This window comes from Micromonospora sp. NPDC048905, assembly GCF_040649655.1.
Classification (GTDB): Bacteria; Actinomycetota; Actinomycetes; order Mycobacteriales; family Micromonosporaceae; genus Micromonospora.
The window spans coordinates 163,710-176,025 of record NZ_JBEZFV010000004.1 but is presented as its reverse complement, the minus strand read 5'-3'; the positions used below and the strand labels follow the sequence as shown (position 1 = coordinate 176,025).

At 70.1% G+C, this 12,316-nt stretch carries 13 protein-coding genes; 5 read left to right on the top strand and 8 right to left on the bottom strand.

All coding sequences use genetic code 11. From position 1 onward, the window contains the following. Positions 1 to 8 precede the first annotated feature (8 nt). Both AB0C01_RS12195 and AB0C01_RS12190 read left to right on the top strand, forming a co-directional pair. Entirely contained in the window at positions 9 to 458 is a 450-nt protein-coding gene (locus AB0C01_RS12195) for a GNAT family N-acetyltransferase (RefSeq protein WP_357571056.1), read from the top strand. Positions 459 to 620: 162 nt separating this feature from the next. Next, complete coding sequence (locus tag AB0C01_RS12190) at positions 621 to 1,187, top strand: PepSY domain-containing protein (protein WP_357571055.1); 567 nt, start codon at positions 621 to 623, stop codon at positions 1,185 to 1,187. A gap of 85 nt (positions 1,188 to 1,272) precedes the next feature. Here the strand turns inward: AB0C01_RS12190 and AB0C01_RS12185 are convergent, their stop codons facing one another. From AB0C01_RS12185 to AB0C01_RS12175, 3 genes are all read right to left on the bottom strand, one after another. After that, the gene (locus AB0C01_RS12185) at positions 1,273 to 3,165 is read right to left on the bottom strand and encodes an ABC transporter ATP-binding protein (protein ID WP_357571054.1); all 1,893 of its coding nucleotides are present in this window, start codon (positions 3,163 to 3,165) and stop codon (positions 1,273 to 1,275) included. Positions 3,166 to 3,274: 109 nt separating this feature from the next. Next, the gene (locus AB0C01_RS12180) at positions 3,275 to 3,943 is read right to left on the bottom strand and encodes a class I SAM-dependent methyltransferase (RefSeq protein WP_357571053.1); all 669 of its coding nucleotides are present in this window, start codon (positions 3,941 to 3,943) and stop codon (positions 3,275 to 3,277) included. A 190-nt stretch (positions 3,944 to 4,133) separates the two neighbouring features. After that, the gene (locus AB0C01_RS12175; RefSeq protein WP_357250066.1) at positions 4,134 to 4,640 is read right to left on the bottom strand and encodes a nitroreductase/quinone reductase family protein; all 507 of its coding nucleotides are present in this window, start codon (positions 4,638 to 4,640) and stop codon (positions 4,134 to 4,136) included. 178 nt (positions 4,641 to 4,818) lie between these two features. On the opposite strand from AB0C01_RS12175, the gene AB0C01_RS12170 reads away from it, so the two are divergent. Next, entirely contained in the window at positions 4,819 to 5,250 is a 432-nt protein-coding gene (locus AB0C01_RS12170) for a cold shock domain-containing protein (RefSeq protein ID WP_357571332.1), read from the top strand. A 35-nt stretch (positions 5,251 to 5,285) separates the two neighbouring features. On the opposite strand, the gene AB0C01_RS12165 is transcribed toward AB0C01_RS12170, so the two are convergent. The 4 genes from AB0C01_RS12165 to AB0C01_RS12150 all read right to left on the bottom strand — a co-directional run bounded on the left by AB0C01_RS12165 (position 5,286) and on the right by AB0C01_RS12150 (position 8,140). Then, positions 5,286 to 6,047, bottom strand: a complete 762-nt coding sequence (locus AB0C01_RS12165; protein ID WP_357571051.1) for an MBL fold metallo-hydrolase — start codon at positions 6,045 to 6,047, stop codon at positions 5,286 to 5,288. Positions 6,048 to 6,087: 40 nt separating this feature from the next. Beyond that, positions 6,088 to 6,417: a thioredoxin gene (gene trxA, locus AB0C01_RS12160; RefSeq protein ID WP_357250300.1), complete on the bottom strand. Its 330-nt coding sequence runs from the start codon at positions 6,415 to 6,417 to the stop codon at positions 6,088 to 6,090. After that, a complete protein-coding gene (locus AB0C01_RS12155) occupies positions 6,405 to 6,797 on the bottom strand; it encodes a MerR family transcriptional regulator (protein ID WP_357250060.1) in 393 nt (130 codons plus the stop codon). The genes trxA and AB0C01_RS12155 overlap by 13 nt, the downstream gene beginning before the upstream one ends. 128 nt (positions 6,798 to 6,925) lie before the next feature. Then, positions 6,926 to 8,140, bottom strand: coding sequence for a chitosanase (locus AB0C01_RS12150; protein ID WP_357250056.1), 1,215 nt, complete (start codon positions 8,138 to 8,140; stop codon positions 6,926 to 6,928). 299 nt (positions 8,141 to 8,439) lie between these two features. On the opposite strand from AB0C01_RS12150, the gene AB0C01_RS12145 reads away from it, so the two are divergent. Further along, positions 8,440 to 9,069 (top strand): hypothetical protein, encoded by a 630-nt coding sequence (locus tag AB0C01_RS12145; RefSeq protein WP_357571049.1) that lies wholly within the window; start codon positions 8,440 to 8,442, stop codon positions 9,067 to 9,069. 44 nt (positions 9,070 to 9,113) lie between these two features. Here the strand turns inward: AB0C01_RS12145 and AB0C01_RS12140 are convergent, their stop codons facing one another. Further along, positions 9,114 to 10,739 (bottom strand): glycoside hydrolase family 43 protein, encoded by a 1,626-nt coding sequence (locus AB0C01_RS12140; protein ID WP_357250050.1) that lies wholly within the window; start codon positions 10,737 to 10,739, stop codon positions 9,114 to 9,116. 250 nt (positions 10,740 to 10,989) lie between these two features. On the opposite strand from AB0C01_RS12140, the gene AB0C01_RS12135 reads away from it, so the two are divergent. After that, the gene (locus tag AB0C01_RS12135; RefSeq protein ID WP_357571048.1) at positions 10,990 to 12,285 is read left to right on the top strand and encodes an extracellular solute-binding protein; all 1,296 of its coding nucleotides are present in this window, start codon (positions 10,990 to 10,992) and stop codon (positions 12,283 to 12,285) included. The last annotated feature ends 31 nt before the right edge of the window (positions 12,286 to 12,316 follow it).

Genomic DNA, 12,316 nt, shown 5'->3' with positions numbered 1-12,316 from the left:
TCACGTCCATGACGACCGTTGCGGAGGCCGAGGCCTTCCGGACGCTGAACGAGGAATGGATCTCCCACTTCTTCACCATCGAGGAGTCGGACCGCAAGACGCTCGGCGACCCGTTCGCCGCCATCGTCGACCCGGGCGGCGACGTGCTGATCGTCCGTGCCGGCGGGGAGATCGTCGGCTGTGTCGCCCTGGTCCGCAACTCCGACGACGTCTTCGAACTGTCGAAGATGACGGTGGTCCCGGCGGCGCGCGGCAAGGGCCTCGGCCGCCAGCTCATCGGGGCGGCGATCGAGCGTGCCCGCCAGCTCGGCGCGACCACCCTGTTCCTGGGCAGCAGCACCAAGCTCGCGAACGCCGTACACCTCTACGAGACTGCCGGCTTCCAGCACGTCAGTCCGGAACAGATCCCGCTGCCGCCGTACGCCCGCGCCGACGTCTTCATGCGAATGGCGCTCTGATCACTTCCGGTCGAGGCGCACCCTTGGGGCTGGGTGCGCGGCCGACGCCAGCGCCGGCTTAACCCGGCCTTAGCGTTCGGACAGCGCGGTGCTATCCCAGTTCAGCCGATCCTCAGAGTCGACAACCCAGGAGTTGACATCCGAGGAAAGGTGGACACCACGATGAAGCGCACCAACCTGCTTCTGGCGACGGTCGGCGGGTCGGCGGTGCTGGCGGTGGCCGGGGTCGCGCTCGGCGTCAACGCCGTGAGCGACACGCGGGCCGGCGGCACGGCACTCGCCGCGGCCACCGTCGCCCCAACGGCCACGGACGCGCCGGAGGCCGGCGCGACCACCGCCGCGCCGGGGACCAGCGGTACGCCGTCGGCGGGCGCCTCGTCGGGTACGCCGAGCGGTACGCCGACCACCGGCACCGCGCCGGCGGGCAGCGCGGTCGACGAGAAGCGCGCCGGTGAGATCGCACTCGCCAAGGCCGGTGGCGGTCAGATCGTCGAGGTCGAATCCGAGCAGGAGAACGGCCGGCCGGTGTGGAGCGTCGAGATCGTCGCTGGCGAGACCGAGCACGAGGTGGACGTCGACCGGGACAACGGCTCGGTGGTGAAGGCCGAGCAGGAGCCGGTCGACAACGACGACAACGACGACAACGACGACAACGACGACAACGACGACGACGACGCCGATGACGACGACGACGCCGACGCCGACGACGCCGACGACGACAACGACTGACCGTCCGCTGCCGCCGCCCGGCACGGGGATCCCCCGGGGCGGGCGGCGGCTCGCGTCGTGGCGCAGGTCGCCCGGTGCGGCGGCCTCAGATGGCGACGCGTTGCTCCTGGACCGTCGGCTGGGCCTGGTCGAACTGGGTGCGGTACAACTCCTGATACCGGCCGCCGGCGGCGAGTAGTTCGCCGTGTCGCCCACGCTCGACGATTCGGCCGTCTTCGACGACGAGGATCTGGTCTGCCGCCCGAATGGTGGAGAGCCGGTGCGCGATGACCACACTCGTCCGGCCGGTCAAAGCTTCGGCGAGGGCCTCCTGAACCGCGGCCTCGGAGGTCGAGTCGAGGTGCGCGGTGGCCTCGTCGAGGATGACCACGCGCGGACGGGCCAGCAGCAGGCGCGCGATGGTGAGCCGTTGCCGTTCCCCGCCCGACAGCCGGTACCCGCGTTCACCGACGACCGTGTCGAGCCCATCGGGAAGGGAGCGGATCAGGTCGTCGAGGCGGGCACGCCGGAGCACCTCCCACATCTCGGCCTCCGTGGCGTCCGGCCGAGCGAACGCCAGGTTGGCGCGGATGCTCTCGTGGAAGAGGTGCCCGTCCTGGGTGACGACGCCCAGCGCCGTCCGGATCGACTCGGCCGACAGGTCGCGTACGTCGACGTCGGCGAGCCGCACCGCGCCGTCCTCGACGTCGTACAGGCGGGGGACGAGCTGCGCGATCGTCGACTTGCCCGCCCCGGAGGAGCCGACGAGGGCGACCATCTGCCCCGCCTCGGCGCGGAACGACACCCCGTGCAGCACCTCATCGCCGCCGCGGGCGTCGAGCTTCACCACATCTTCGAGAGACGCGAGCGACACCTTGTCCGCTGACGGGTAGCCGAACCGTACCCCGTCGAACTCCACCGCGACCGGCCCGTCGGGGAGCGGCCGGGCATCGGGCCGGTCGAGGATCAGCGGCTTGATGTCGAGGATCTCGAACACCCGCTCGAAGCTCACCAGCGCGCTCATCACCTCCACCCGGGCGCTGGCCAGCGAGGTCAGCGGCGCGTAGAGACGCGACAGCAGCAGCGCGAGGGCGACCACGGTCCCGGCGTCCAGGCTGCCCCGCAGGGCGTAGAGACCGCCCAGCCCGTAGACCAGGGCCAGCGCCAGCGAGCCGACGACGGTGAGCGCGGTGATGAAGACCCACTGGAGCATGGCGGTGCGGATGCCGATGTCCCGCACCCGACGCGCCCGCGCAGCGAACTCCGCCGACTCCTCGGCCGGCCGCCCGTACAGCTTGACCAGTGTCGCGCCGGGTGCCGAGAAGCGTTCCGTCATCCGCGTGCTCATGGCCGCGTTGTGCTCGGCCGCCTCACGCTGCAACTGGGCGAGCTTCGAACCCATCCGGCGCGCCGGGAGGACGAAGATGGGCAGCAGCACGAGCGCCAGCACCGTGATCTGCCACGAGAAGCTGAGCATCACCGCCAGCGTCAGTGCCAGGGTTACCGCGTTGCCGACCACCCCCGACAGGGTGTCGCTGAAGGCCCGCTGCGCGCCGATCACGTCGTTGTTCAGGCGGCTGACCAGCGCACCGGTGCGCGTCCGGGTGAAGAACGCCACCGGCATGCGCTGCACGTGGTCGAAGACGGCCGTGCGCAGCTGGACGATGAGTCCCTCACCGATGCTGGCGGACAGGAACCGCGTCACCAGGCCCAGGCCGGCTTCGGCCAGGGCGATCACGGCGATCAGCACCGCCAACCGGATCACGACGGCGCTGTCGGCGCCGTCCACGATGGCCTCCACGACCCGTCCGGCGAGGACCGGTGCCGCCACCGTGAGGACCGCCGTCACCACGCTCAACAGCAGGAACCTGACGATCAGGGACCGGTGGGGACGCGCGAACTCCACGATGCGCTTCAGGGTGACACGGGACAGTGGTCGTTCTTCCTGCGCGTTCATCGCGTGGTGCAGAGACGTCCACGCGGCAAATTCCATGCTCATGCCTTACCTCCGATAACGGAGGTTAGGACCTCACCTGAGATTGAGGTCAAGTCACCGCGCCGAGCGTTCCACCTCGACCCGCGACCGGAGGTGCCGTGACCGGAGATTGCTAGGCGTCGCGGCGCAGCGTGAACCAGAAGGTCGGCACCGAGTTGGTGCCCGGTGTGACGTCGAGGAGGTCCCAGCCGCGGAACCTGGCGCGGAGCTCGTCGGCTGTGACGCCTGCCGCCCACGACGTGACCTCGGGCATCGGACTGCCGAGCGGCTCGGGGCCGTACCCGAACATCAGCAGGCGTGCCCCGGGAGCGGCGCGGTGCGTGAGCCCGGCGGCGTAGGCGTCGCGGCGGTGCAGCGGGACTCCGCAGTAGCAGCTCAGGTCGAAGAACAGGTCGAAGGGGCCCGGCACGTCAAGCTCGTCGAGGCGGGTGGCGTCTCCGTGCAGCAGCCGTACCGCCACTCCCGCCGCCGCAGCCTTCTCCCTGGCTTGGTCGACGGCGCGGTCGATCAGGTCGACGGCCGCCACCTCCCAGCCGTGCCGTGCGAGGTAGGTGGCGTTGGTCCCGGTGCCGCAACCAAGTTCGAGGGCGCGGCCGGGCGGCAGCGCCCCCGGCCCCTCTACCAGGTCGACCAGCTCGGGCGGCGTCACGCCGGTGTCCCACGGCGGCTTGCCGGTGCGGTAGTAGCGCTCCAGTGCGCGGTGGACGGACTCCTCCTCCGTGTCCCGCTGCGTGGAGTCCAGGTCCGGCCCTGGCTTCTGGATGGCGTGGGGCTGGCTCATCGTGTCCTCCAAAATAGAGTCCAACTCTAACGTTGTGCTCTAAAAATAGACCCGGAATATGAGCGAGGTCAAGCAGCCGGACAAGCGCGCGCTCATGTCTCACCCGACACCGGCATCGTCCGGTCGAGGGTGGCTGCGTCGTCGCCCGAGACGTGGCCCAGCGGCGGCGTGGGGGAGCGAGCGGACCGCGTCAGGCGTCGGGCTGCGGCTGGCCGGCGACGCCCTCGACGCCGGAGCGGGGCTCGAGAACCACCACCGCGGTTTCGGAGGGGCGCAGTGCCGCGAGGGCGTCCAGGTTGGTGTCGATGTCGCGCCAACGGGTCCACAGGCGGACCCGCTCGTCCCCGGCCGCGGCGCGTCCAAGGACCAGCCGCCGCCCGTCAACCAGGTCCACCGTCGCCTCCGGATGGGTTCGCAGGTTGAGCCACCAGGCGGGCTCACCCTCACCCCAGCCGTTCATCGCCAACGTGAACAGGTTGGGTCCATCCTCCAGGTACGCGACGATGACACCGCGTTGCTGACCGGTGCGGCGACCGGTCGTGGTCAGCCGCAGGGTGCCCCACCGGTCCGGGCGGGGTCGCCAGAGCCCGACTCGGCCGCGAAACACCCGATAGAGCCCCCGGTGCACGGACCAGGCCGTCCGGATGAACCAGCGCGGCGGCAGCCTCGGCTTCTTTGCGCGATCCTCGATCGACACGACGGCCTCCACACCTGCTCGGCGATGGTACGAACAGAATGCCAGCTGCGCTCCCGGCGCGGAATGGTGCGCGTGGTGATCGTTGGACGCCAGGTCACGACGTGTTCGGTACCGTTGCCGAGCAGTGTGTGTGGACACTGTCGAGATCCTGGTTGAGTGGTGGGAGTGGGTGGGGGCTGTGTGGGCGGTAGGTAAGGTCATCCGGTTCGACGAGGCACGTGGTTACGGCTTCATCGCGCCGGCGAAGGGTGGCGAGGACATTTTCGTCCACGCCAACGACTTCGGCGAGCAGCGGCACCTGGTGCATCCCGGCATGCGTGTCGAGTACGAGGTGGAGGCCGGCGACCGTGGTCTGAAGGTGGCGGCCCTGCGGATCGTCGAGCCGGTCGCGGGCGCCCGCCCGGAACGGGTGCCGGACGTCGTGCCGACGCGGACCGGGCAGACCGGCGAGGATGACGGGATGTGCGACGTCCTGTCGCCGCGCGAGTTCACCTACGAGGTGACGGAGTTGCTGATCGAGCGGGTGCCGACGCTGACCGCGGCCCAGATCTCCGCGATCCGGCAGCCGCTGGTCGACCACGCCAGATCGCACGGCTGGGTCGAGAGCTGAGCCGCTGGCCCGATCGGGCGCTCGCCATCCGCGGGTCAGGACTTACGCGTCTGGACATCTCTGCGCAGGTATGCCTCGGCCAGCTGGCGTAGGCGGGTCCGGTCGAAGCTGCGCCCGTGGCCGGGATGGACGACGGACACGTCGAGATCGGCGAGAAACTCCATGCTGCGCCGATAGGCGGACACATCGGAGTTCGGCAGGTCGTCGATCAGCGCGCCCTCGTAGACGATGTCGCCGGAGTACAAGGTCCCGGTGCGCTCCTCCAGCAGGGCGATGCTGCCCGGGGTGTGGCCGGGAAGGTGCAGCACGGTGAGTGTTCGCCCGCCCAGGTCGACGTGGTCACCGTCGTCGAGCAAGCGGTGCAAAGTCATGGGTGGGATGCGGTAGCTGGCCGGGTCGTAGTCGGGATCGGGCAGGACGTCGATCATCAACTCCGGGACGGGTTCGCCCGCCGCGTCGATCCCGAGCTTGTCGAAGAGTTCCGCGCCGTACAGGCTCGCCGGCACGCCCGCCGTCAGGAGTTCCGCCTCGGCGGGGTGCGCGGCCCGGTCCGCGAACTCGGCCGCCCCACCGACATGATCCAGGTGCGCGTGGGTGAGCAGGACCATCGGATCGCGCTCGAACATCGCCGGGATCGCCTCCCGGAGGGCGACGACCCCGAGCCCGGCATCGATCACCAGATCACGATCGTTGCCGCGCAACCACCAGAAGTTCGCCGACAGGAGCTCGTTGACGTGCGGCTCCGAGAGCCGGATGACGCCGCTACCCGCCTCACCTCGGGTGTACCAGTCGACCATGTCGACGATTGTGCCAGCGATGGGTGTGCGTTTCGATCGGTCACAGCCCGGCGTGCGTGGTCAGGCTCTGCCGCAGGTGCAGTTTCGGCCTGGACCCGACGACCGAACCGACCACCTCACCCCGACGGAACACCAGCAGAGTCGGCAGGGACATGACCCGGTAGCGCCGGGTGGCCTGCGGGTTGTCGTCGGAGTTGAGCTTGGCGATGACCATTCGCTCGCCGAACTCCCCGGCCAGCTCGACGAGGCTCTTCTCGATCATCTTGCAGGGTGGGCACCACTCGGCCCAGAAGTCGACGACGACAGGCCGATCGCTGGCGAGCACCAGTTCGGCGAACGTGTCGTCGGTGACGGTGGTCAGGGAGCCGATTGTCGTCTCCTGGGGCATGTTTCCTCCCGGTGCGCGATGGCGTGGTTGAGCTGGGTGTGCAACTGCTGACGGACCGCTGCGAGCCGACCGAGGTAGTCGTCGACCTCGGCGAGCTTGCGTCGCAGCACCAGCACGGAATCGGGGCAGACGTCGCCCGATGCGTTTCCCGCCCGCAGGCAGGCGACGAACGGACGGACGTCGTCGAGGCCGAAGCCGACGTCGAGCAGCGCGCGGATCTCCTGGACCACCCGCAGCTCCGCCTCGTCGTAGACCCGGTAGCCGTTGGCCGAGCGCTGTGGGCGTACCAACCCGTGGGCCTCGTAGTAGCGCAACGTCCGGGTGCTCGTGCCGGCCCGTTCCGCCAGCTCGCCGATCAGCATCAGACCTCCTCGACCAGCCCGTCGCGACCAGGCTAAACCTTGTCGTCAGCGTCAAGGCAAGGTCGAGCCCGGGGACGGCTCAGGGCGCCGCGAGGCGGCGCCCTGAGCGTCTGCGCGTGCCGGAGGGCCTAGCCGATGCGGAACTGTTCGCCGTAGACGGCGAACGCCAACGGCGTGTTCAGGTTGAAGTTGCCGTTGTTGAGGAACACCCGCTGGGCCGTGTCGACGCGGGACGTGTCCGAGTGGGCTTCCTCCTTCTTCATCTCGATGACCCGCTCGTCGAGGAAGGCGTTGAGCCAGGTCCGCTCGTCGCCGCCCTGCGCCGGGGGCTTCGCGCGGGCGAGGGCGCGGCTGCGGATCTGGCGCATGCCCTCGTACCCGTGCATGACCGCCGCGTCGTAGTAGGCGAACTGACCGAGCGCCCGGACCTGGTCGTTCTTGCCGTCGCGTACCGAAGGGTTGAAGTAGACCCGGTCCCGCTCGGCCTCTTGGGCCGCCCGGAACACCGAGTCGTTGGCCGCCGTCCGCCAGTCGCGGGGGAAGTTGGGGTCGAGGCCGGCGTGCGACGCGGTGCCGTTGACTGCGCGCAGCGCCGGCAGGTAGCCGGCCAGCACGTTGCCCGGCTTGGTGTTCGTGTACGCCTGCACCAGTTCGAGCATGTCGCCGGTCCCGGAGCAGAATCCGATGATGCCGGCGGTGTAGCCGCGACCGTCGCCGATGTCCTCGATGTAGGAGAACTGCGCGCGCCAGTCGAGCGACGAGTTCTCCGCGGCCGAGACGAGCTGCATGGCGACGTCCTTCTTCGCCGGGTCGTCGAGGTTGGTGCCGGCCGGGACGGTAGCGGTCGGCGTGGGGGTGGGTGTGCCCCCGCCGGGCAGCGTCCACCGCTGGTTGCTGGTGCCCCCGCAGGTCCAGATCTGCAACCGGGCGCCGTTCGCGGTGCTCCGGTCGGTCACGTCGAGGCACTTGCCCGAGGCGGTGTTGACCAGGGCGCCGTTGCTGGCCGTCCACTTCTGCGCACCGGTGTTGTTGCAGTCGTACAGCTGGATCTTGGCGCCGTTGGCGGTCGACGCGGCGGTGACGTCCAGGCACTTGCCGAGCGCGCGGATCGAGGTGTCGGTGTTGCCGACGGTCCACGTCTGGGCCGCGCTGCCGTTGCAGTCGTAGAGCTGGACCGCGGTGCCGTTCGCCGGATTGGCCCCGGCGACGTCGATGCACTTGCCGCCGAGGCCGGTGATCGGGCCGGCGGTCGCGGCGCTGGCCGACGGCAGGCCGTAGCCGACCGCCGCGACGCCGGTCAGCAGGGTGCCCACGACGTAGGCGGCTGTTCTCTTGCGCACCATGGTGTTCCTCGGGGAAGGGGCGGCATGCCGCCGGCCGGTCGATGCCCGGCGCGGCGATCGGCCCCGGCGGGCACCACGAGAATCTGGAAACTGTATTAACAGATATCAGTACGTCGGGTCGCCGTCAATCGACGAGCGCAGGCCGTGACGACGCATGTTCATCTCGTTGTCGGCGGGCGTTGTGCGCCCGGCCGGCTACCGGGGTGCTCGGCCCCCGGACCACCCAGTTAGATGGCCTGAGCAGTGCCGCGTCCCGGGCGAGACGACCCGGGACGGCACCGACACGCAAGGAGCGCTCCATGGCAGTCCACCTCCGCCGTACCCGGTCTCTGTGGGTCACGGCCGCCGCCGTCCTCGCCGTGGCGGCGGTGTCCGCCTGCGGCAGCGCGGACGCCGGCGACCCGGTCGGTGCGCCCAGCGTCGCCGCGCCGACCGGGGCCGCGCCGACCGAGGCCACGCCCACCGGCGTCGCGGCCCCGACGGTCAAGGGCAAGCTGCGCGGGTACGGCACGGTGCGGCAGCTCAGTGAGGCCGCGGACCTGGTGGTCCGGGGTGCGGTCGAGGCGGACGGGTTCCGGGTGGACGAGGTGCTGCGCGCGGCGAGCGGATCGTCCGTGGGGGCCGGGACGCGGATCACGCTCGCCAGCCTGGATCGCGGCGTGGCCGACATGGCCCAGATGTCCACGCTCACGGCGGGTCAGGTCGTGGTGCTCTACCTCGCCAGGGACCCGGCGGCCCCGACGTTCCGGACGCTGAGCGGCGACTTCGGGGTGTTCGACGTGGCCGGGGCCGGCGACGACGCGGTCGCGGTGTCCCGCTCGCAGGCCATGGCCGTCAGCGGTCTGGTCGCCGAGGACCCGGCGGCGTCCGGCCACGGCTTCCGCACCACCCTCGGCCAGCTTCGTACCGTCGCCGGCCAGGTGAAGTAGGACGACGGACACGGACGGCACCCCGGGGGGTGCCGTCCGCGCGGTCAGTGCTCGCGGTAGGTGGCCAGGTCGAAGTCGGCGTACACGCCGTCGCCGCCGAGATCCTGTACCCACAGGCCGACGAACGCCCCGGTGAAGCCCCACGCGGCCGGCTCGCCGTCGATGATCAGTGCGGCGTGCTCGTCGGACAGGATCGTCGCGTCCAGGTCGACCGGGAGCCGCCGCCAGCCGGCGCCGAGGTCGTACTCGAAGCCCACCACCGGCCCGTCGAACACCGCCCGCAGACCGACCCGGGTGACCCCGCTGGCGTCGACGGTCAGCTCGGGGTACGGGGTGCGTCGCCCGTTGTCGGAGCTGAGCAGCTCCAGCACCGTCCGCCCGTCGTCGGCCCGGGTCAGGTAGAGGTGGTGCCAGTTCAGCGTGTTGTAGTAGGCGGTGATGCCGGCGAGCTGACGGTGGTCGACCGGGTCGAACTCCACCACCGTCTCCAGGGAGCAGTGCGTCGCCTCGACGCGTCGCGCGACCAGGCTGGGGGCCTGTCGACCGACCGGTGACTGCCCGCCGTGCACGCGCAGGTGCGACGGGCGCGACCGTAGGTCGATCCAGTCGTCGGTGGCCGGCCGGCGCAGCGTCGACCAGCACAAACCCAGCTCGGAGGCGTCGAAGTGGTCGGTGTCGGGTTCCGCGGGCCACGGGTGCGCGGGCAGGTCCGGCGCGACGACCTCGTCCGCGGGCACCCCGCCGGGGATCCGGGGCCAGCCATCCGCCGGCCACTCGACCCGCTGGATCGCGGTCTCCCGGCCCAGCACGCAACTGCCCAGCGGTGAGTAGGGGCGACCCACCAGGTGGGCCAGATACCACTCGCCGCCCTGGGTGCGCACCAGACTGCCGTGACCGGCCTTCTGCAACCGCAGGTCGGGCCGGCCCACCGAGCTGAGCAGCGGGCCGTCCGGGTCCACCTCGTACGGCCCGAACAACTCCCGGGATCGCGCCACGGTGACCTGGTGCTCCCAGCTGGTGCCGCCCTCGGCGGTGATCAGCCAGTACCAACCGTCGTGGCGGTAGAGGTGCGGGCCCTCGGTGACCCCGACCGGGGTGCCGGTGAACAGGATGCGGGGTCGGCCGACCAGGCGGCGCGCGGCCCGGTCGTACTGCTGGATCTCGATGCCGCCGAAGCGGTCCCGGCCGGGTCGCCAGTCCGCGCTCATGCTCAGCAGCCAGGTGGTGCCGTCGTCGTCGTGGAACAGGGCGGCGTCGAAACCTCGCCCGTGCAGCTTCACCGGATCCGACCAGGGGCCGGCGATGTCCTCGGCGGTGACCAGGAAGTTCTGTGGGTCCCAGTAGCCGCTGGCGAAGCTGGCCACGTCGCTGTAGACGAGGTGGAACTGACCGTCGTGGTACGTCAGGTCGGGCGCCCACACGCCGTTGGAGTCACCGCAGCCGCGCAGGTCGAGCAGGCGGCGGTCGGTGATGATCCCACCCAGCGTGCGCCAGTTCACGAGATCACGCGAATGGTGCACACGCACGCCCGGATACCACTCGAAGGTCGAGGTGGCCAGGTAGTAGTCATCGTCGACGCGAAGGATCGACGGGTCCGGATGGAATCCGGCGAGGACAGGGTTGCGGATCGACCGGGCAGCGGTCACCACGTTAGCGATGTCGGTCGACACGAGGGCTCCTCTGGACGACTGTCTGGAACTTCCGGAAACTTGCGGTCCCGGATCACTGGAAGTCCTGCCTACGCTAGCCGGTCTTTTCGCAATAGGACAGAGGTCTTGACCGCTGGGGCCACAGCTCGTAGCGTGCCGGCCATCGACCGGTAATACCGGCGAAGCAATGAAAGTTCCGGAGATCCATAAGTCCCACCCCGCCGGCTCGGCCGGCGTCCGAGCACCCTGTGAGTCCCCGAAGGGATGGATCATGACTACGCACCTCTCCCGCCGAACGCTGCTCGGCCTCGCCGGTGCCGGCGCCGGCGCCTACCTGCTGAGCGCCTGTAGCGGTGACGACAAGTCCAGCGACCCGAACGCGCCGCAGACCATCAACTGGTGGCACATCCAGAACACCGACCCGTTGCTGCCCGTCTGGGCGGCGATCGCGAACGAGTACAAGACGGCACACACCAACGTCACCTTCGACATCCAGCCCCTGGAGAACGAGGCGTTCAAGGCCAAGCTCACCACCGTCACCCAGGCCGGCGACCCGCCGGACCTCTTCCAGTCCTGGGGCGGCGGCGTGCTCAAGCAGCAGGTCGACGCGGGGCTGGTCAAGGACCTCACCGACGACGTGAAGCCGTGGATCGGCGGGTTGCTGCCCGCCGCCATGGAGCCGTACACGATCGACGGCAAGATCTACGGCGTTCCGTTCGACATCGGCATGGTCGGTTTCTGGTACAACAAGGACCTCTTCACCCGTGCCGGAATCACCGCCGCCCCCACCACCTGGACGGGTGTGCTCGACGCGGTCCGCAAGCTGAAGGCCGCGGGCATCACCCCGATCGCCCTGGCGGGCAAGGACAAGTGGCCGGCCCACTTCTACTGGTCCTACCTCGCGATGCGAATCGGCGGCAAGGACGCGCTGCAGAAGGCCGTCACGGACAAGAACTTCGACAGTCCCGACCTCGTCGCCGCCGGCGACCGGCTCAAGGAGCTCGTCGACCTGCAGCCGTTCCAGAAGGGGTTCCTCGGCGCCTCGTACAGCTCACCCGACGGGCAGGCCGCCACCATGGGCAACGGTGGCGCCGCCATGGAGCTCATGGGGCAGTGGGCGCCGGCGACGCAGGCGACGAGTTCCACCAGCAAGAAGGGCATCGGCGACAAGCTCGGCTTCTTCCCGTTCCCCGCCGTCGACGGCGGAAAGGGCGCAGCCACCGAGGTGTTCGGCGGCGGCAACGGCTTCGCCGTCGGCAAGAACGCGCCCGGGGCCACCGTCGACTTCCTGAAGTTCCTGCTCAGCGCCGACAACCAGCGCACGGCCACGAAGACCGGCGCGGTGCTACCGACCGTGAAGGAAGCCGCGTCGGCCATCACCGACCCCAACGCCAAGACCGTCGCGGACACTCTCGCCAGCTACACCGGCTTCCAGCTCTACCTCGACCAGGCGTACGCGCCGGCGCTCGGTTCGCAGATCAACGACAGCGTGGCCGAGCTCATCGCCGGCAACAAGTCGCCCGCGCAGGTCGTCAAGGACATCACGCAGGTGGCGAAGACCGTCTGACCGTGCTCTCCCACCCATCCGTAGCCGGCCG

Coding starts and splice junctions, on each gene's coding strand:
- AB0C01_RS12195 (WP_357571056.1), top strand. CDS start 9: ATGACGACCGTTGCGGAGGCCGAGGCCTTCCGGACGCTGAACGAGGAA.
- AB0C01_RS12190 (WP_357571055.1), top strand. CDS start 621: ATGAAGCGCACCAACCTGCTTCTGGCGACGGTCGGCGGGTCGGCGGTG.
- AB0C01_RS12185 (WP_357571054.1), bottom strand. CDS start 3,165: ATGAGCATGGAATTTGCCGCGTGGACGTCTCTGCACCACGCGATGAAC.
- AB0C01_RS12180 (WP_357571053.1), bottom strand. CDS start 3,943: ATGAGCCAGCCCCACGCCATCCAGAAGCCAGGGCCGGACCTGGACTCC.
- AB0C01_RS12165 (WP_357571051.1), bottom strand. CDS start 6,047: ATGGTCGACTGGTACACCCGAGGTGAGGCGGGTAGCGGCGTCATCCGG.
- AB0C01_RS12155 (WP_357250060.1), bottom strand. CDS start 6,797: ATGCTGATCGGCGAGCTGGCGGAACGGGCCGGCACGAGCACCCGGACG.
- AB0C01_RS12150 (WP_357250056.1), bottom strand. CDS start 8,140: ATGGTGCGCAAGAGAACAGCCGCCTACGTCGTGGGCACCCTGCTGACC.
- AB0C01_RS12145 (WP_357571049.1), top strand. CDS start 8,440: ATGGCAGTCCACCTCCGCCGTACCCGGTCTCTGTGGGTCACGGCCGCC.
- AB0C01_RS12135 (WP_357571048.1), top strand. CDS start 10,990: ATGACTACGCACCTCTCCCGCCGAACGCTGCTCGGCCTCGCCGGTGCC.